Source organism: Blastococcus aggregatus (genome assembly GCF_900221005.1).
Taxonomy (GTDB): domain Bacteria; phylum Actinomycetota; class Actinomycetes; order Mycobacteriales; family Geodermatophilaceae; genus Blastococcus; species Blastococcus aggregatus.
In genome coordinates, this window is sequence record NZ_OBQI01000007.1 from 228,541 (window position 1) to 246,757 (window position 18,217).

20 protein-coding genes are annotated in these 18,217 nt (G+C 71.6%); 12 read left to right on the forward strand and 8 right to left on the reverse strand.

The genetic code is table 11. The features are described from left to right. Positions 1–36 precede the first annotated feature (36 nt). The 6 genes from CRP29_RS21025 to CRP29_RS21055 form a co-directional block, all read right to left on the reverse strand. Positions 37–915, reverse strand: coding sequence for a sulfite exporter TauE/SafE family protein (locus CRP29_RS21025; RefSeq protein ID WP_097197007.1), 879 nt, complete (start codon positions 913–915; stop codon positions 37–39). 4 nt (positions 916–919) lie between these two features. Beyond that, positions 920–1,501 (reverse strand): rhodanese-like domain-containing protein, encoded by a 582-nt coding sequence (locus CRP29_RS21030; RefSeq protein WP_097197008.1) that lies wholly within the window; start codon positions 1,499–1,501, stop codon positions 920–922. Continuing rightward, complete coding sequence (locus CRP29_RS21035; RefSeq protein WP_097197009.1) at positions 1,498–2,886, reverse strand: MBL fold metallo-hydrolase; 1,389 nt, start codon at positions 2,884–2,886, stop codon at positions 1,498–1,500. The genes CRP29_RS21030 and CRP29_RS21035 overlap by 4 nt, the downstream gene beginning before the upstream one ends. A gap of 37 nt (positions 2,887–2,923) precedes the next feature. After that, complete coding sequence (locus CRP29_RS21040; protein ID WP_225232373.1) at positions 2,924–3,238, reverse strand: rhodanese-like domain-containing protein; 315 nt, start codon at positions 3,236–3,238, stop codon at positions 2,924–2,926. Between the two features lie 990 nt (positions 3,239–4,228). Next, on the reverse strand, positions 4,229–4,918 hold the full coding sequence (locus CRP29_RS21050; protein ID WP_097197012.1) for an ABC transporter ATP-binding protein: 690 nt from the start codon (positions 4,916–4,918) through the stop codon (positions 4,229–4,231). Then, the gene (locus CRP29_RS21055) at positions 4,915–5,997 is read right to left on the reverse strand and encodes an ABC transporter permease (RefSeq protein WP_097197013.1); all 1,083 of its coding nucleotides are present in this window, start codon (positions 5,995–5,997) and stop codon (positions 4,915–4,917) included. The genes CRP29_RS21050 and CRP29_RS21055 overlap by 4 nt, the downstream gene beginning before the upstream one ends. Positions 5,998–6,178: 181 nt before the next feature. Here CRP29_RS21055 and CRP29_RS21060 point away from each other — a divergent pair, with 181 nt between their 5' ends. The 3 genes from CRP29_RS21060 to CRP29_RS21070 all read left to right on the forward strand — a co-directional run bounded on the left by CRP29_RS21060 (position 6,179) and on the right by CRP29_RS21070 (position 8,552). Beyond that, complete coding sequence (locus CRP29_RS21060; RefSeq protein ID WP_097197014.1) at positions 6,179–7,396, forward strand: sensor histidine kinase; 1,218 nt, start codon at positions 6,179–6,181, stop codon at positions 7,394–7,396. Then, positions 7,393–8,028 carry a response regulator gene (locus tag CRP29_RS21065; RefSeq protein ID WP_097197015.1) on the forward strand — a complete coding sequence of 212 codons (636 nt, stop codon included), beginning with the start codon at positions 7,393–7,395 and terminating at the stop codon, positions 8,026–8,028. Before CRP29_RS21060 ends, CRP29_RS21065 begins: the two co-directional genes overlap by 4 nt. Before the next feature lie 245 nt (positions 8,029–8,273). Further along, on the forward strand, positions 8,274–8,552 hold the full coding sequence (locus tag CRP29_RS21070; RefSeq protein ID WP_097197016.1) for a hypothetical protein: 279 nt from the start codon (positions 8,274–8,276) through the stop codon (positions 8,550–8,552). A gap of 309 nt (positions 8,553–8,861) precedes the next feature. Here the strand turns inward: CRP29_RS21070 and CRP29_RS21075 are convergent, their stop codons facing one another. Together CRP29_RS21075 and CRP29_RS21080 are read right to left on the reverse strand one after the other, a co-directional pair. Continuing rightward, positions 8,862–9,995 carry a site-specific integrase gene (locus CRP29_RS21075; protein ID WP_097197017.1) on the reverse strand — a complete coding sequence of 378 codons (1,134 nt, stop codon included), beginning with the start codon at positions 9,993–9,995 and terminating at the stop codon, positions 8,862–8,864. A gap of 311 nt (positions 9,996–10,306) precedes the next feature. Beyond that, entirely contained in the window at positions 10,307–10,528 is a 222-nt protein-coding gene (locus CRP29_RS21080) for a helix-turn-helix domain-containing protein (RefSeq protein WP_097197018.1), read from the reverse strand. A 548-nt stretch (positions 10,529–11,076) separates the two neighbouring features. On the opposite strand from CRP29_RS21080, the gene CRP29_RS21085 reads away from it, so the two are divergent. The 9 genes from CRP29_RS21085 to CRP29_RS21125 all read left to right on the forward strand — a co-directional run bounded on the left by CRP29_RS21085 (position 11,077) and on the right by CRP29_RS21125 (position 18,188). Beyond that, positions 11,077–11,529 carry a helix-turn-helix domain-containing protein gene (locus tag CRP29_RS21085; RefSeq protein ID WP_097197019.1) on the forward strand — a complete coding sequence of 151 codons (453 nt, stop codon included), beginning with the start codon at positions 11,077–11,079 and terminating at the stop codon, positions 11,527–11,529. A gap of 399 nt (positions 11,530–11,928) precedes the next feature. After that, the gene (locus CRP29_RS21090; protein ID WP_225232370.1) at positions 11,929–12,336 is read left to right on the forward strand and encodes a hypothetical protein; all 408 of its coding nucleotides are present in this window, start codon (positions 11,929–11,931) and stop codon (positions 12,334–12,336) included. 578 nt (positions 12,337–12,914) lie between these two features. After that, positions 12,915–13,232: a hypothetical protein gene (locus CRP29_RS23440; RefSeq protein ID WP_236825406.1), complete on the forward strand. Its 318-nt coding sequence runs from the start codon at positions 12,915–12,917 to the stop codon at positions 13,230–13,232. Beyond that, on the forward strand, positions 13,229–13,912 hold the full coding sequence (locus tag CRP29_RS21100) for an SAF domain-containing protein (protein WP_097197022.1): 684 nt from the start codon (positions 13,229–13,231) through the stop codon (positions 13,910–13,912). The genes CRP29_RS23440 and CRP29_RS21100 overlap by 4 nt, the downstream gene beginning before the upstream one ends. Positions 13,913–13,926: 14 nt before the next feature. Continuing rightward, entirely contained in the window at positions 13,927–14,730 is an 804-nt protein-coding gene (locus tag CRP29_RS21105; protein WP_097197023.1) for a CpaE/TadZ family protein, read from the forward strand. Continuing rightward, the gene (locus CRP29_RS21110; RefSeq protein ID WP_097197024.1) at positions 14,720–16,141 is read left to right on the forward strand and encodes a TadA family conjugal transfer-associated ATPase; all 1,422 of its coding nucleotides are present in this window, start codon (positions 14,720–14,722) and stop codon (positions 16,139–16,141) included. Before CRP29_RS21105 ends, CRP29_RS21110 begins: the two co-directional genes overlap by 11 nt. Next, on the forward strand, positions 16,138–17,049 hold the full coding sequence (locus CRP29_RS21115; protein ID WP_097197025.1) for a type II secretion system F family protein: 912 nt from the start codon (positions 16,138–16,140) through the stop codon (positions 17,047–17,049). Before CRP29_RS21110 ends, CRP29_RS21115 begins: the two co-directional genes overlap by 4 nt. After that, positions 17,046–17,960 carry a type II secretion system F family protein gene (locus tag CRP29_RS21120; RefSeq protein WP_097197026.1) on the forward strand — a complete coding sequence of 305 codons (915 nt, stop codon included), beginning with the start codon at positions 17,046–17,048 and terminating at the stop codon, positions 17,958–17,960. Before CRP29_RS21115 ends, CRP29_RS21120 begins: the two co-directional genes overlap by 4 nt. 30 nt (positions 17,961–17,990) lie before the next feature. Continuing rightward, positions 17,991–18,188, forward strand: coding sequence for a hypothetical protein (locus CRP29_RS21125; RefSeq protein WP_097197027.1), 198 nt, complete (start codon positions 17,991–17,993; stop codon positions 18,186–18,188). Positions 18,189–18,217 lie beyond the last annotated feature (29 nt).

Consider the following 18,217-nt stretch of genomic DNA (forward strand, 5'->3'; position numbering starts at 1 on the left):
GTGGGCATTCCCGGACGCACCGCGCGGCCGTCTGGGTCAGGCCCGGGCGGGGCGGGGGCCGACGATCCCGGCGTGGCGGAGGGGGCAGCGCGGCACGAACGCCGTGCAGGTCCCCATCGCTGCGGCCACGCCGAGCACGGCGATCAGTGCCGGGAGCCGCGCGCCGTCCGGTGCCTCCTGGACGAGCACGAAGGCGCCCATGGCCAGGACGAACCACCCGAACGCCCGGCGCAGCGCATCGGCCGGGATGCGGTCGACCACCCGGGCCCCGAGCAGGCTCCCGACGACAGCGGCGACGGTGACCGCACCCACGAGGGCCCAGTCGATCGACACGGTGGCCAGGTAGCCGCTCAGCCCGGCGAAGGACTTCATGGCGATGACCAGCAGGGACGTGCCCACGGCGACGCCCATCGGCAGCCCGCCGAGCAGGGCCAGCGCGGGGACGACGAGGAATCCGCCACCCGCGCCGACCAGGCCGGTGACCAGGCCGACGACGACGCCGTCGAGCAGTACCCGGCCCACGGGCAGCTCGGCGTGTGCCTTGGCCGGGTCGACGTCCTGGCGGCCGCGCAGCATGGCCACCGCCGTGGCGACCATCATGAGGGCGAAGGCGATCATCAGCAGTTGCCCGGGAAGGTGGCCGCCGACGAACCCGCCGGCCAGCGCGCCGGCCATGCCGGCAGTCCCGAAGAGCAGCCCGGTGCGCCAGCGGACGCGCCCGGCGCGGGCGTGGCCGACCACGCTCACCGCCGCGGTGACGCCGACGACCACGAGCGAGGCGGCGATCGCCTCCTTGGCGTCCATGCCGGCCACGTAGACCAGCAGCGGCACCATCAGGATCGAGCCGCCACCGCCGAGCAGCCCCAGGGTGACTCCGACGACGACGGCCAGTGCGACGGTGAGCGCGATCAGCACCGGGTCACCGCTTCCGGGTGAGCTGGTCCAGCGCCGAGCCGGTGGCGCGGGCGCCCCGCTTGTTCCACGGCATCTTCGCCAGCGCCATGCCCATGGCGCAGGTGTCGGTCAGGGCGGCGAAGACCAGCCCGCCGCCGACGAAGCCGGACAGCCACTTCGCCTTGGGGGCGACCGTGCTGCCCACGATCCCGGCGACGACGAGCGATCCGGCGGCCAGGCGGACCTGGCGCTCGAGCTCCCAGCTCTGGCGGCCGCGGTTCACCGTGCCGCCGGTCTTCTCCCAGTCCACGATGCCGCCGGAGAGGACGGCGGGGGAGGAAAGGCCAGCCGCCTGCAGGGCCTCCTGCGCCTGGCCAGCCCGGGCGCCGGAGCGGCAGACGAGGACGACGTCGTGGTGATCGTCCAGGACCGTGCGGAGCTCGTCGAGCGAGCCCTTCAGCTCGTCCAGGGGGACGTTGACCGCGCCGGGGATGTGGCCGGCCTCGAACTCCGCCGGTGTGCGGACATCGATCAGCGTGGGGTCCGGGTCCGAGTTGTTGCCGAGGCGCTCGGCGAGGGTGGGGGCGTCGACGGTGGGGGTGGTCATGCGGGGATCTCCTGCTTGATCGCGTCGGTGGTGAGGTAGAGGCCGGCGGGGCCGGCATTGTCGAAGGAGTCGTCGATGGCGACGACGTCGATGCCGTGCGCGTCGAGCAGGGCGGCGACGACGCCGGCGCGGTAGCCGCCGGCGCAGTGCACCCACACCGGCCCGGCCGGGACCTCGTCGAGGCGCTCGAGCACCTCGTGGATCGGGATGTGCAGCGAACCGGCGATGTGCCGCTCGGCGCGTTCCTGGTTGCGCCGCACGTCGAGCACGAGGGGGCTGCGGCCGGCGGTGAACTCGGCGGCGAGGTCAGCGAAGGTGGCGGTGCGGTAGGCCCGCAGCGGCTCGCCGCCGGACCAGTCCTCGACGCGGCCGGTGGCCATCGCGGCCGGCCGGTCGATGCCGACCCGGACCAGCTCGCGCTGGGCCTCGGCGACGTCCTCGGCGGTCTCCCCGAGCAGGGTCACCGGGGTGCCCCAGGGCATCAGCCAGGCGAGGTAGGTGACGAACTGCCCGTCCAGGCCGAAGTTGACCGTCCCGCCGACGTGCCCGGCGGCGAAGGCCGTGCGGTTGCGGAGGTCGACGACCCACTCGCCGGCCTCGATGCGCCGGCGCAGCTCGGCCGGGTCCGCCTCGGTCGGCAGGGAGAGGTCGGCCTCGCCGGGGCCGGCGGAGTTGGCCGCGCCCATGTGCGCGTAGTAGGCCGGGTAGGCGTCCAGGCCGGCGAGGAGATCCTCGACGTAGCGGGACTCGTCGGTGGTCAGGGCCGGGTTGGCGAGCTTCTCCTGGCCGATGGTGCTGGCGGTGCCGCCGGACTGGGTGGCCGAGCAGAAGCTGCCGAAGCCGTGCGTCGGGTAGACGGCGGTCTCGTCCGGGAGCTCGGCGGCCAGCCGCTGCGCGGAGTGCCACTGGGCGTGCGCCAGCGTCTGGGTGTGGTCGGGGCCGAGCAGGTCGGGGCGCCCGGTGGAGCCGAAGAGCAGCGAGCCGCCGGTGAACACCGCCACGGACTCGCCGTCGGCCTCCAGTGCGAACGACAGGTGGGTGTGGGTGTGGCCGGGGGTGAGCAGCACCCGCACGCGCATCCGGGCCCCCACCTCGACGATGTCGCCGTCGGAGACCCCGGTCCGTTCGAAGGAGACCTGGTCGTCGGCGTTCAGCAGGTACTGGGCGCCGACCTCGCGGGCCAGTTCCAGTCCGCCGGTGACGTAGTCGTTGTGGATGTGGGACTCGAAGACGTGGGTGATCCGGACGCCGGCGGCCTCGGCGATGCCGAGCACGCGGTCGTAGTCGCGCTGCGGGTCGACCACGAGCGCGACCTCGCCGTCGTGGGCGATGTAGGTGCGGTCACCCAGGCCGGGGGTGTCCAGGGGGAGGACGGTGATCGTCATCGGGGTTCCTCTCGGGGCCGTGGTGGCGTGGTTCAGGTCAGGCGGCGGTGGCGACCGGGCGGCCGGACTCGATCCAGGCGCCGGTGCCGCCGGCGACGCTGGTGGCGTCGATGCCGACGCCGCGCATGAGGGCCGTCGCCTGGGCACTGCGGCCACCGGCCTGGCAGATCACGTAGACCGGACGGTCCTTCGGCAGCTCGGGCAGGCGGGCCGGCAGCACGCTCAGCGGCATGTTCTGCGCGCCGGGGACGTGGCCGGGGCGGTACTCGCGCGCCTCGCGCACGTCGACGACGAGGGCATCGCCCTCGGCGAGCCGGGCGGCAAAGGTGTTCTGGTCGATCTCGGGGATCACGTCAGCTCCTGAAAGTCTGTGGGTCAGATACCCGGGGGGGTATGTGTGGACCAACGGTAGCACCGTCCGACGCATTCCCCCGGGGGCATGTTGTGCGAGCGGCAGAGCTCACCAAGCCAGCGCTGCCTGCACCCCACCTGTGTGGTGGAACACCGGTGTCGACGAGGACCTCCGCCCTCGCGATCACCCTCGAGGAGAAGGAAAAGGACGGATGTGTCGAGCGGTGTCCTGCAAGACATGCGGCAACACAACGTGGGCCGGCTGCGGTCAGCACGTGGACCAGGTGATGCGAGGCGTCCCAGCCGCACAGCGCTGCCCAGGGCACGATCGGCAGGCCGGCCGCGCTGGCGGCGGCTTCTTCTCGAAGTTCCGGCGATCGCGGTAGTCGACGGGCGGATCCAGTCGGTCGGCCCAACGCGCGAAGAGGAGGTGCCGGCTGCCTGAGCAGCCGGCCCCTCGATTCGCGCCGCCTACGCGGCCTTCTGGCCCAGAGGGCGGCGGGTCTCCTCCAGGAACTTCTCGTCGCCCTCGGCGGGCTCGTGGACGTAGATGTCCGCGCGTCCGCATCATTGCAACTCACGGACAACTACTCCGCGCCCCTGCCCCCACCCCGACCCGGGTACAAACAACCGCAAGATGACCGTGAATGACGTAGCGGGACACCTGTGAGAGGTGTCCCGCTACATCGCATCGGAGCGGGTGACGGGAATCGAACCCGCACAGTCAGCTTGGAAGGCTGGGTGACTCCACCCGTGAATCCGCTGGTGACAGCCTCACGAGGTGGCCGTCGTGCTTTCCGCGTGCCTTAGGTGCGATCCGATGAACGAACTCCTGCACATCGTCGCCGGACCACGGTGTGCGCCACTCCGATGACGCCGGCCGAGGCGGAGGGGGTCCGGATGTCTTCCCCCGCCTGGGACACCCCCAACTGCCCCCCAATCCCGGGGCATCGCCTGGTCGCTGCTGGCCGCCGCGGAGGGGTGATGGCCCTCAGCGGTGTCCGGCCGTAACGGGGCTGCGCAGGTGTCCGTCGTGGATCTCGACGATCTGGTCGACGGCGGTCAGGTGGGTGCGGTCGTGGGTGACCAGGACGGTGGCGGTTCCTTGCCGGTGGGTGAGGGTGGTGATGAGGTCCAGGATCGCGGCGCCTCGTTCTTGGTCCAGGGCGCTGGTGGGCTCGTCGACCAGCAGCACGGCCGGCTCGTTCATCAGCGAGCGGGCGATGTTGATGCGCTGCCGCTGGCCGCCGGAGAGCTGGTGCGGCCGGCGGTCGGCCTGCCCGGTGAGCCCGACGGCCTCGAGGAGTTCCATGGCGTGGCCTCGTGCGGCCCTCGGGGCGCGGCCGTCGAGGTGGGCCATCACCTGGAGTTGCTCGGCGGCGGTCAGTGACGGCAGCAGGTTGGGCTGCTGGAAGACCATGCCAATCCGGGTGCGGCGCAGCTCGGTCAGCCGGCTGCGGCTCAGCCCCGTGGTGTCGGTGCCGGCGATGACCACGTGCCCGGTGTCCGGGCTGATGAGTGTGGCCGCGACGGCCAGCAGGCTGGACTTGCCGGAGCCGGACGGGCCGACGAGGGCGGTGATGGTGCCGGCCGGCACGTCCAGGTCGACGTCGTCCAGGGCGGTCAGGCGAGCACCGCCGTCGGGGTAGGTGAGGGTGACATCGGTCAGGTGCAGGCTCATCGGGCACTTCCCAGGGCGGTCAGCGGGTCGACGGAGGTGATCCGGCGGATGGACAGGGCTGCGCCGGCGACGCCGAGCGCGATCATGACCAGCGCCGGGACGGCGACGGTGGCGAGGTCGAGGACGAACGGCACGGCGTGGCCGAGGGCGGCGCCGGCGGCGACCGCGATCGCGGTGCCGGCGACGGTGCCGAGCACGAGCAGCACCACGGCCTGGCCGAGCGCGTCGCGCAGCAGGTAGCCCGTGGACGCGCCCAGTGCCTTGAGGACGGCGATGTCGCCGCTGCGCTGGATGGTCCAGACGGTGAAGAACGCACCGATCACCAGTGCGGAGATCGCGAACAAGAATCCGCGCATCAGCTGCAGGGAGCCGTTCTCTGAGGTGAACGACCCGATCGCGGACAGGGCGTCGTCGCGGCTGACCGTCGTGGTGCCCAGCTCGGCGTCGGCGGCGGCCAGGTCGGCGTCGGAGGTGGTGGTCAGCGCGATGACGGTGGCGCTGGGATCGTCGTCGCCGGTGCTGCCGGTGAGCGCCTGGAAGTCGTCCAGGCTGGTCCACATGACGGGGGTGTGGCTGTAGGAGGCGTCCCCGGCGATGTCGGCCACCCGCAGTTCCTGCCCGGCCACCGTGACGGTGTCCCCAATTCGGGCCTCGAGCTCGTCCGCGGCGGCGGTGGACAGCACGACCGCGCCGTCCCGGACTTGCCCGGCGGACGGGGCCAGGCCGGAGCCCGCCTGCACCCCGAACGCGGACACGCTGGCCGTCCGCCCGTCGGTCTGCGCGCGGGTGGTGAGGATGCCCAGCGGCTCGGCGCTCGTGACTCCGGGCACCCGCTCCCATGCCGTCCACGTGTCGGCGTCGACGCTGGAGACGGTGAAGGAGAAGCCCTCTCCGTCGGCGGGCGCGGCGAACGCGAGGGAGTCGGCGGGCAGGTCGGTGATGGCGGAGGTGTTGGCCCGGGCCAGGCCGGCGGTCAGGCCGGACACCAGCCCGACCAGCACCGTGATGAGCACGACCACGGCGCCCATGAGGACGAAGCGTCCCTTGGCGAACCGGAGGTCTCTCCAGGCGACGAACACGGTTCAGGCTCTCCTCGCTGCACGTGCCAGGCGACGTGCCCGGCGACTGGATCCAGCCTCGCCAGGAGAGGGCATTCCAGGCATCGTGCGGGAGACTGCTCCGGCCAGGCCAGGAGGTGCACGGCCGCCTCAACCTTTCGATGGATGCGGTGCTCGCGCAGCTGCCTAGCCTGGAGGTGCCATGACCCCGACTGCTCCCGTTCCGGTACAGCCGGTGCTGCGCGGTTGTCTGCACCTGCTGGTGCTCGCGCTGCTGGGATTGGCCGTCGCACGCGCCGTCGCCGAGGACGCCCCGCATGCCGGTGCGGTCCTCGCCGCGGCGGTCGCCGTGGGCCTGATCTACGCCGTCGGCCCTGCTCTGCCGTCGGTGCAGCGCTCCACCGCCGCGGCGGCAATCTGGCTGACGATCCTGGGCCTCGGCTGGCTGGTGCTCCTGTACTGGACGCCGGACGGCATCTGGCTGGCTTTCCCGCTGTTCTTCGTCCAGCTCCACCTGCTGCCCATGCGCTGGGGGCTCACCGCCGTCGCGACCACGACTGTCGCGGCGATCGCCGGGTTCGCCTGGCACCAGGACGGCCTCACCGCGCCGATGGTCCTCGGCCCGGTCCTGGGCGCGGCCGTCGCGGTGGCCACCGTGCTCGGCTACCAGGCGCTGTACCGGGAGAGCGAAGCGCGCCGGCGGCTGATCGACGAGCTCACCGCCGCCCGCGCCGACCTGGCCGCCGCCGAGCACACGGGTGGGGTGCTGGCCGAACGCGAGCGGCTCGCCCGGGAGATCCACGACACCCTCGCCCAGGGCCTGTCCAGCATCCAGCTGCTGCTCCGCGCCGCGGAGCGCGCCCTTCCCGGCCGGTCGGACAGCGCCCTCGGTCACGTGCGGCAGGCCCGCCAGGCCGCCGTCGACAACCTTGCCGAGGCGCGGCGCTTCGTCCGGGACTGGACTCCGCCGGGCCTGGAGGTGGCGGGCTCACTGCCCGCCGCGCTCAAGCAGCTGTGCGCGACCACCGCCGATGCCTTTGGGCTGGCCGTGCACGCCTCCATCTCCGGTGTGCCGATCGAGCTGCCGGCTGCCCAGGAGACCGCGCTGCTGCGCATCGCACAGGCGGCGCTCGCCAACGCCGTCCAGCACGGGCAGCCGTCACGCGTCGAGCTGACGCTGAGCTACATGGGCACCGACGTCGCCCTCGACATCGTCGACGACGGCACCGGGTTCGACCCCGAGCTGGTCGCACCGCCCGGCCAGGGTCCGGACGGGACTGGGTTCGGCCTGGCGGCGATGCGCGCTCGCGCGCGCGCCCTGCAGGGCGCGCTGGTCGTGGAGTCCGCGCCCGGCAAGGGCACGGCGGTGGCGGCCACCCTCCCGGTCCCCGCAGGCACCGTCGAGGAGGTGTCGGCTTGACGTCCGGACCCGTCCGGCTGCTGCTCGCCGACGACCACCCCGTCGTCCGCGCCGGCCTGCGTGCGGTCCTGGAGGGCGAGCCGGACTTCGACGTCGTGGCCGAGGCGCCCACCGCCGAGCGGGCCGTCGAGCTCGCCGCCGAGCTGGAAGTCGACGTGGTGCTCATGGACCTGCAGTTCGGCAGCGGCATGGGCGGCTCGCAGGCCACCGCGCTCATCACCGCTCGCTCCGGCGCGCCACGGGTGCTTGTGCTAACCACCTACGACACCGACGTGGACATCCTCGCCGCGATCGAGGCCGGCGCCACCGGCTACCTGCTGAAGGACACCCCGCCCGACGAGCTCGCCGCCGCAGTACGGACGGCAGCCGCGGGCAAATCCGCGCTCGCTCCGGAGATCGCACAGCGGCTGATGGACCGCGTACGAACGCCCGCCGAGACGCTCAGTTTCCGTGAGGTCGAGGTTCTGCAGCTGGTGGCCGAAGGACTGTCGAATCAGCAGATCAGCGGGCGACTGTTCCTCAGCCAGGCGACCGTGAAGTCCCACCTCGTGCACATCTACGCCAAGCTTGGCGTCGATTCACGGACCGCTGCCGTGGCCGCCGCCACCGCTCGAGGGCTCATCCGCCGATGAGACGGTGAGGCGTAGATGCGGGGAACCCGGTGGTTCTATCCCCGATGCGGCGTTCGGAGCGGACTCCGGCTGGTCGGGCGGGGTTCGCCGGCCACCACAGAAGCGCCGTGTAGCTTGCTGACGTGGCTGGCTTCGCGATTCTGTGCGGGCTCGCCGGCGACTGACTCTCGCGCCGGTGGGTCCGAGAGCACGTCAGTCGAGGTCGCTCTCCCGCTGACCAGGGCCCCAACGGCCCGGAGGCATCCATGGCCATCCACCAAGATCTCGTTCCCAGCGCAGCCAGAGTGCGCGTCGTCGTGGCCGACGCGCTGGGACTGCAGCGCGTCCTCACCATGTTGACCGGACGCAACCACGCCTTCACTCGCCTGGAAGCCGAAGAGGCCAACGGTGGTCGGTGGACGGTCACCGTGCATCTGACTGCCTCGTCGCATGAAATGGAACTCGTGACCCTCCGCTTGGACCGTCTGCCCAGCGTCCTGACCGTCGACGTCACTTCGCCTGGCCAACTCGCCGCCACCGCGTGAGGACGTGACCCAGGGCCGACGAGCTGCGCCGCTCCTGGGTCAGCAACATGTTCAGTCAGTCATCCCTGGCGTGCACCGACCCGGCCGGCCGACGGCGGTCGTGGGATTGGCCTCCCAAAAAGGGTGCCCCCAGCTAGGGGTTGACCGGGGTGATCTTGCCTCCCAGCATGCAACGAGGAAGGGTAAAGGCCCTGGTTAGTCGCCTGACCAGGGGCCTCGCCGGTGGGGTGAGTGACGGGGCTCGAACCCGCATCACCAGCGACAAGGTTGAGCTCGTGGAGTGGCTCGATCTCCGGAGCTCAAGCCGGATCAGGCAGAAGTCGTGCCGTCGGAGTGCCTCAGCGCCGCGCTCATGGCGGCGGCGAGCGCGGCATCTCGTTCTTGCTCGGCGCGCTGGTAGCGCAGCGCCGCGGCGGGGGAGGCGTGCCCGAGTCGGTGCATCAATTCCCTGGTGGTGGCGCCGTGCCGGGCGGCGACGGTGGCGCCCCAGCCGCGCAGGTCATGTAGATGGGAGCCAGCCGGCAGTCCGGCCGCCTCTGCTGCTGGAGCCCACACCCGCGAGGCGAAGTTGTTGCGTCGTATAGGCCCGCCCTTCGGCCCCACGAAGACCAGTCCGTGCGCACCGGGCTGGGCGTACGTCGCGAGGTGGTGTTCCAGGTCGCCGATGATGTGCGGCGGGATCGCCACGGCTCGGCGACCTGCGGCCGACTTCGGCGGGCCGTAGGAACGTTCCTGCCCGATCACGTCGATGACCGCGCTCTTCACGCTCACGGTGCCTGCCTTGAGATCGAGGTGCTCCCGACGGAGCGCCGACAGCTCACCGATGCGCAGTCCCGTCCAGGCAGCCAGGAGGATCAGCGCTCGCCAGCGATCCTCGACGGCATCGACGAGCGCCTGGACTTGAGCGAGCGTGAACATCGGTCGCTCACTGGAGCGTTCCTGCCCTGCTCCACGGATGGAGCACGGGTTCCGAGCGATGAGATTGTCGTCGACAGCCGTAGTGCAGATGGCGCGCAGCAGTCGGTAGCACTTGGCCGCTGTGACCTGACCCGGTCCGGCGGGGCCGCTGAGCTTCCCGTACCAGGCCCGGACAGAAGAGGCCTCCAGCTGGCGAAGGGGCGTCGATCCCAGGGACGGGACGATGTGGTTCTTGAGCTGTGCTCGGTAGAGCTCGGCCGTGCGAGGGGCCAGTGGCCGGCCACGGACGAGGCGGGTCTCCACCCAGTGCTCGGCATAGACCTGGAGCGGCTCCTTGCCCGCCTTCGGGTCGATCCAGCGGCCCGAGTCCAGCTCGGTCTGCGTCTTGGCGAGCCATCTGTAGCCGTCGGCCTTGGTCGCGAACGTGGACGGCGCCGAGACTTGCCTGCCCGTGTCATCTGTGTAGCGGGCCTGATAGCGCCCCGAGCGGAGCCGACGAACCGTGCCCCAGGTCCTTCGGCTCACGTCAGCCTCCCCGTGCCTTCGGTTGAGGCGACTGTCGGGCGATTGCCGACCGAGTTGAGGCGGCGACGCCGATCGACTGATGGCCTTCCACGAGTCTCATCGGGGGGCTTGACGTACTTAGGACGACGTGCTCGCCGCGGCAATAGCGGGCGGTGGGCGCGAGGTCGGTGGAGGGGCCGCAGAATCGCCACCCCCACGCCATGGTTGACGAGGGCAGGGACAGGCGCCCAAGTGGCGTGGTGACCGCCGAGAATTTCGGCCCGGCATAGGCGCGCCCCCACGGTCGCTGCCGGTGTGCGGCACGAGTCGAGCTACTCCTCACTCGTGACACGTCCGGCCTCGATGAACTCGTCGAGGATCGAGCGCTGGAGCCGGACGTACTTGCCGAGCTTGACGTAGGTGATCCGCCGTTGAGCGATCAGCCGGCGGATGAACCGCTCTCCTGTTCCCAGGTAGTCCCCGGCCTGGGCGACGGTCAGCAGCTGATTGTGCTGTTCAAGCGACGCGACTCGTTCCGAGGTCGTCGCAGGCATCAGGAACCGACCTGCTGACCGAGGATGGGACGGCCACGGATGCCGCGGTCGACGTCACCGATCGGGGTGCCCCGAGGCCGGCACGGATACCGCGGCGGCTGTGGCTGGGCTGTTGGTCTCATGGCGCAAAGGCTTCCGCGGACTGTTCCGGTATTCCTTCAGTCTTGAGGCCTCGGTTTGGTGGCTCGGCAAGACGACGCAGGCGCTCTCCACAGCCATGTCGCGGGTGCCGGCTTTGTCGAGCATGTCGTCCTCCAGTTCTTCTCCAGTTCCCCTGCGGAGGCAGATGCGCAGTCGGTCGTGGCCCTGCAGAGGGTCTCCAGTGGACGAGAGGTGCGTTGGACGTCGGGAGGATGCCGGCGCAGGCCTCCAGCCACCGCCCGACGTCACCCTCCCGTTGCCCCCTCCGTCGACTGGTGTCGCAGCGTGCCGACACGCAGGCGCGCCGCGCCGGTGACGAGGCGCTTGCCCGATCGGGGCGGGCACACGGCACTAGGGTTCGGCGCCACGGGGCGGGTGTCCACCGATCGGGTGATGGGGGAGCTGCCGTGGCGCGGCCGCTGCTTCGAGGCGACCGCCTGCAGGCTGCCCGTGAGGCCATCGGCCTGAGCCGAGAAGAACTGGCTGAAAATCTGGAGCTCTCCAGTCCGGTGCGCATCCGGGTCTGGGAGACGGGACTCGAGCGTCCGCGACCCCGCTTCGTGCCGAGGCTTGCGACCGCGCTGGGCGTCGACCCCTTGTATCTCCTCGACGTTGACCGCGACGACCCACCTCTGGCGGCTCTGCGCTTGGCGGCCGGATTTGCCACGAATGAGGTGACTGGGCCCGGGTTGTCGGTCATGACGTATTTGCGGCTGGAAGACGGCCGCCCCGGGGCGGATCCCTCGCCCGAGGTGATAGCCGCCATCAGCCAGGTTCTCGGCGTGGACAGCCCGCGAGTGGAGGCGGCCGTCCGCCGCTCTCGCAGGGACCACGCGGCCATGGCGACTTTCGAAGGCTGAACTGGAGAATTACTGGAGAAAGAGCCTGCCTCCCCGGACGATCCCGGTGGTAATTTCCCGCGCAGTTGCCCGGGGGAGGTGCCCAATGGCCCGCACGACGGAGTCGAGTGCGGCATGGGACCGCATGCCCCAGGGACTCGTCCACCGACCGCGGGCAGTCAGCCTCGTACCGAAGCACGGTCTCCCTACCCGGCGCGGGCAGTCGCGATGACCAGGCGGCGGTGGGCGGCTGGTGCGCTCCTTGCGCTACTGCCCCTCGCTGGATGCACGGCGGGCGAGGCCAGTCCGGAGGGCTCGACGCCGAGCGCGACGACGTCTTCGACTTCGCGGACTTCGACGACCGCTCCTGCCACGAGCAACGCGCCGAGCCCCGAAGACGAGGCGGCAACAGATGCCACCGTGGTCGTCAACGAGCTGCTGCGCGTCACTGACGCGGCCAAGAAGGACCCAGGTGCCAGGGACTGGGAGCCAGAGATCCGGCGGTTCTCGGGTGACCCCGCCGCGCTGCTCGCCGTCACGGCAGTACGGGACTACGCAGCCCTCGGGCTCCGTCAGGAAGGCGACACCGCAGTCGACCTGGAGGTCACCGACGTCGACCTAACGGCTCCCGAGGGACCCACCGTGAGGATCACCGGCTGCTACGACAGCGAGAGCACGCGCGTTCTGAGGGTCGAGAACGGGGAGGTCGTGCCCCACGGGACTCCGCCGCGGTACGTCTGGGACATCACCGTCACGCGCTACGAGGCCGAACCGGGATCCCCGTGGCTGGTCAACGAGTTGGACCCGCTGACGGATCGACCATGCTGACGTCGCACCGCGTGGTCCTGCTCGCGATCGCGATCTTCACGGTCTCCGGCGGGCTGAACGTCGCAATGGCAGCTCCACCCGTGGAGTGCGCGCAAAGGGATGCCCAGACCGGGATCTGCCTGGTCCAGGCGACATCCGCGGGACAAGGCGCCGGTGGGGACAACGACGTCAGCCCTGGCTGGGAGCAGCCGGCAGTCGGAGAGGCGCCCCCGCCCAGTTGCACGAGAGCGGTTGCAGATCCTCAACCGTGGATTGGGGACCCGGTATGGGCCGGACATCGTCCGGAAGACGGGATGATCTGGGTCTTCACATGCCCGCGCCCGGTCGGAACCGGATCAGGATTGTGGTCGGGCCTGATCTTCTTGTCGAACGGGGCTGGAGCACCTGGCGCCCCCCCGGTGGACCCTCGCCTCCTCGCTCAGGAGGCAATCGCATCCATGGCACTGAAGGCGCCGGACATCGGGATGGCACCACCGCCGGCTTCCCGGAGCGGATTGGTGGGTCTACCGGTGTGGATGTGGGTCGCACGCACCGCAGGCACGACTGGCCCTGTCCAGGCCTCTGCCTCCGCCGGAGGCGTGACGGTGACCGCCGAAGCTCGGGTCAGCCAGGTCCTCTGGAACATGGGCGACGGACACATCGTCACCTGCGGCCTCGGGACGCCGTACGTGCAGGGCACCGAAGGCGCGTCTCCGGACTGCGGCCATGTGTATGCGCAGGCGTCGAGCCGACACGTACCGGGCGGTGGCCCGTGGCCCATCACAGCGACGAGCACGTGGACGATCACCTGGTCCGGTAGTGGGCTGTCGGGCACAGAGACGCTGGAGCTGTCCTCTTCGGCGGAGTTGTTCGTCGGTGAACTGCACGTCCTCAACCAGGACGGGGCAAGCCGATGACCCGGACCCAGCCGCCGACGACCGGGGCAGCGCCCTCTCCGGCGGAAATGCATGGCCTGCCTCGCGCGCCGGTGCTGCCGCCACCTCGCCGCCGGCGCCGTCCGGCCCTTCTGGCATTGGCCGTGAGCATGGTGGTGCTCGGTGCTCTTGGGGCGACCTATCTGGCGACGTCGCTGGGTCAGACGACCGCCGTGATCGCGATCGCACGCGAGGTGCCGTGGGGGCAGACTCTCACCGCTGCCGACCTCGTAGAAGCAACGATCTCTGCCGATCCGGCGTTGGAGCCCATCCCGTACGTCGACCGCGACGAAGTGATCGGCCTGGTCGCGGCGACCACCCTGGGGCCCGGTTCGTTGCTCACCCGCGACGCCCTGACCGATGAGCGCCTCCCGGCTCCAGGACAGCAGCTGATCGGGGTTGGCGTGTCGCTCGTGCAACTACCGACGACCCCGCTGCGGCCGGGCGACGACGTCCTCCTGGTGCCCGTGGCCGCGGGCAGCGCTCCAGCCACGACCCAAGGAGTTCCGAGCGTGGTGGAAGCGACCGTGGTGAACTCTGGCCCTCCCGGAACCGACGGGCTGCGGGTCGTCGACGTGCTCGTCGACGAGGCCGACGGGCCGGACGTCGCCGCCCGTGCCGCCGCAGGCCTGATCGCCATCGTCGTGGTGGCCGGCGAGTAGGCGGGGCGGCTGCCGTGTTGATCGCACTGTGCTCGGCCAAGGGCGCACCCGGCGTGACCACTAGCGGGCTGGCTCTGGCGCTGTCCTGGCCTCGCCCGGTGGTCCTAGCCGAGCTGGATCCGGCCGGCGGGGACGTATTGCCGGGGTACGGCCGAGGCGAGCCGTTCGCGGGCGGGCTGGCCGACCTGGAGCTCGCGGCGCGGCGCGGCGGGCCGGCCCTGCACCTGGACCGTCAGCTGCTGCGGCTCGACTCCGAAGGACGTGCGCGGCTGCTACCCGGCCTGGCCGATCCCGCCGGCGCCCGACATATGGACTGGAATCGCCTGGCCGCCGTGCTGGCGGCGGTGGAGGACGGCGCCGTGGACGTGGTGGCCGACTGCGGGCGGCGGCGCGCTGAGCACTTCCCGGCCGCCGTGGTCCAACGGGCTGCCGCCGTCGTGCTGGCCACCGGCTCCACGCTTCGCGCCGTGCGTGCGGCGACGCAGGCGATTGCCGAACTCCGAGGGCGGGAGGCGTACCCCGGCATGCTGGGCACGCTGGTGATCGGGCCGGGGGAGCCGTACGGCGAGCGAGAGATCAGCGAGGCACTCGGCGTTCCCTCGGTCGGTTCGCTGCCGCGGGATCCGAAGGCGGCCGCAGTGCTCAGCGACGGCGCGCCGGCGGGCCGGCTGTTCACCCAGTCGCCGCTGCTACGAGCCGCGCGGACGGTCGCGACCCGGTTGGTCGAATTGGCCGCGGCTCACGAATCCAGGTTGACACCACCGCCAGCGCCCGTGCCTGCGCCCGCAACCACGTTTGGGGGCAGCCGTGTCCGCTGACCTCACCACCGACCTGCTCAGCGCGGGCACCGTGCCTCGACGAGCGGACGCATCACCGGTGGCGGTGGACTGGACGCTGGTGCGTCGGCTGCATCAGACAACGGCGACGGCCTTGGCCGAGGAGCTCAAGCGCCGCCCGACGCTCAGCATGATGGCGCAGCATGAGCTGGCCCGCACGCTCGTCCAGGACGGCGTCGATGAGTTGGTCCGGCAGCGGATGCGCGCCGGGCAGATGGTTCCCACGCCGGCCGAGGAGCGGGTGATCGCTGACGCGGTGTTCGCCGCCCAGTTCGGGTTGGGCCGGCTGCAGCCCTACGTGGACGACCCGCTGGTAGAGAACATCGAGGTTCACGGGTACGACAACGTGTGGATCGGTTACGCCGACGGCCGGGACGTCCGCGTTGACCCGATCGCCGACTCGGACGAGGAGTTGGTGCGGCAACTGCAGCACATCGCCGCTCGGCTGGGCCGCGCGGAGCGGACGCTAACCACAGCCAGTCCGCTGCTCACCATGCGCCTGCCTGACGGGTCCCGGTTGGCCGCAGTCATCGAGACAGTGCCGCGACCCCATCTGGTGATACGCCGACACCGGATCCGGAACGTCGACCTCGACGACATGGTGGGTCTGCGGGCGATCGACCGGCCGCTGGCCGAGTTCCTGCGGGCGGCGGTGCGGGCGCGCAAGAACATCGTCGTCACCGGCGCCCAGGCTGCTGGCAAGACGCTGATGCTGCGGGCGCTGGCCAACGAGCTGCCGGTCGAGGAGCACCTGGCCACGATCGAGAAGCATTTCGAGCTGCTGCTGCACGAGCTGCCCGACCGGCATCCGAGGGTGGTGCCGTTCGAGGCCCGGGAGGGCACCGGCGAGCGCGGACCCGACGGCCGCCGCCTCGGCGAGGTGACGCTGACCGAGCTGGTCGAGCAGTCGCTGGTCATGAACGTCAGCCGCGTGTGGCTGGGCGAGGTCCGCGGCGATGAGGCGTGGCCGCTGATCGAGGTGATGGAGGCGGGGGAGGGCGGCTCGGCCTGCACTCTGCACGCCCGCTCAGCCCACCACGCCCTCGAGCGGCTGGCCAACCTGTGCATGCGCGGCCGCGCCGCGGTCACCCCGGAGCATGTCTACCGGTCCTGCGCGTCGGCGATCGACCTGATCGTGCACATCACCACCGTGGACGAACGGTGGATCGGGGGCGAGCGGCACCGGTTCGTTAGCCAGGTCCTCGAGTGCAACGGCATCGGGGAGGGCGGGCGCCCGGCCGTCACCGACGTCTTCGCCCCAGGCCCCGACGGCAGGGCCATACCCGAGCACGATCCGGTGGACCTCGCCGACTACGTCCGGGTGGGCTTCGATCCCGACTGGCTCCGGCCAGGCCACGGGCGCTGGGCTGGCGCTGTCGGGGGACGACGGTGAGCGGCACGGGGTTGCTTGCCGGCGTCTGCGGGGCGCTGCTGATGGGCGGCCTGCTGCTAGCCGCCCACGCCCTCACCGCCCCCGAACCGCCGGCTCGGCCGCGGCGCCGCCAGCCGCGTCCGACGGCGCGGGCCGACGGCCCGGCGGTGCGGCGGCAGCGGGCGCTGTGGGTGGCCGCCGCCGTTGCGGCGGCGGTGGTGTGGCTGGCCTCGGGCTGGCCGGTCGCTGGCGTGCTGACCGGGTTGGCGGTGATCGGTGTGCCGTGGCTGCTGGCGCAGTTCTCCGGCGGCAACGCCACCGTGGAGCGGCTGGAGGCGCTGCAGGAGTGGGTGCGCCGCACCTCCGACGTACTCGCTGCGGGCGGGGGGCTGGAGCAGACGCTGATTCGTTCGGCCCGCACCGCTCCCGAACCGATCGCGGCGGAGGTAGCGGCACTGGCCGCGCGGCTTCAGGCGCGCTGGCCGACGTCCCGGGCGCTGCTGGCCTTCGCCGACGATCTCGACGACGCCGCCGGGGACCTGGTCGTCGCCGCCCTGTTGCTGGGTGCGGAGCTGCGCGGGCCGGGGCTGGCACGGGTGCTGACCGAGCTGGCGGGAAGCCTCACCGAGGACGTAACCATGCGGCGCAAGGTCGAGGCCGACCGCGCCAAGCCCCGCGCGAATGCCCGGTGGCTGCTGCTGATCACCGTCGCCGCATCCGCGCTGGCCGCGCTCAACGGCGACTACCTGGCTCCCTACGGCACGGGAGTCGGGCAGCTGGTGCTGGCCGCTATCGCCGGGCTGATCGTCGCCTGCCTGCTGTGGATGCGCCGGCTCACCGCCCCTGCGCCGTCCCCACGCTTCCTGGTCGATCCCGACCGCAGCCTGCGGGTTCTCGGTCTCGAGCCGAACGAGCTGCCGGTCCCATGAGCGGCATCCAGGCACTGCTGATCGGCTCCGGCGCGCTCGTCGGTCTCGGAGCGTTCCTGCTGCTGCGGGTTGTTCTCGTGGTCGAGCAGCCGCGGTTGGCCGACGCGCTGGCCCGCCTCGACGGGGGCGCGGCTCCTGTCCCGGTCGCGCCGATGCCGGAGGGAGGCGACCGGTGGGCACGCGCAACCGGCCGCGCCGGTGCCTGGGCCGCCGCCCGGCTGCCCGCCGCCGGGAGGAGCGCGCCGTCCCAGGCGCTGACGCTGATCGGCTGGACGCCGGAGGGTTACGCCGCCCGCAAGGTCGGTCTGGCCGCCTTCGGCGCGGTGTTCGTTCCACTGTTGACCGCCGTGCTCGGCATGACCGGCGTCCGGCTGCCGGTGGTGGTGCCGGTGGCCGGATCGCTGGCGCTGGCTGGCGTGTTGTTCCTCGTCGTAGACCTGGTCGTGCGCGACCAGGCCGCCGAGGCCCGCGGTCAGATGCGGCGGGCGCTGGCGTCCTATCTGGATCTGGTCAGCCTGCGCCGCGACGCCAGCGAGGGCCCCACCATCGCCCTGGAGCGGGCCGCCGGCGTGGGGGAGGGCTGGGTGTTCCGACGGATCACCGACGCCCTGGTCGCCGCCCGGCTGGCCGGCGATCCGCCGTGGGACGGCCTGCGCCGAATGGCCGCCGACACCGGTGTTGGTGAGCTGGCCGACGTGGCTGACATTGCCGAGGTCGCCGCCTCGGAGGGCGCGTCGATCGCGCCGACGCTGCGGGCGCGCGCGCAGTCGCTGCGGGTCCAGTTGCTGGCCGAGGAGGAGGCGGCGGCCAACACCGCCAGCGAAAAGCTCACCGCTCCCGTCGCCCTGCTGTCGATCGCCTTTCTGCTGCTCTTCCTCTATCCCGCCCTGGCCCGTCTCATGGCCACCTGACCCGGTGACCCCGATCCGAGAGGAACCCCGATGACCTCGATACTCACTCTCCTGACCGTCGTCGGCGCGCAGCTGCGCGACCGGCTGCGCGATCTCCGCGACGAGCCGGAGCGCGGCTCGCTGTCGGTCGAGCAGGTGATCATCACTGTGGCGCTGATCGGCATCGCCGTCGCGCTGGTGGCCGTGATCGCCAACGCGGTCACCTCTCGGTCGGCCCAGATCCAGTAGCCCGGCCCGTGCCTCACCTCGCCGGCCCG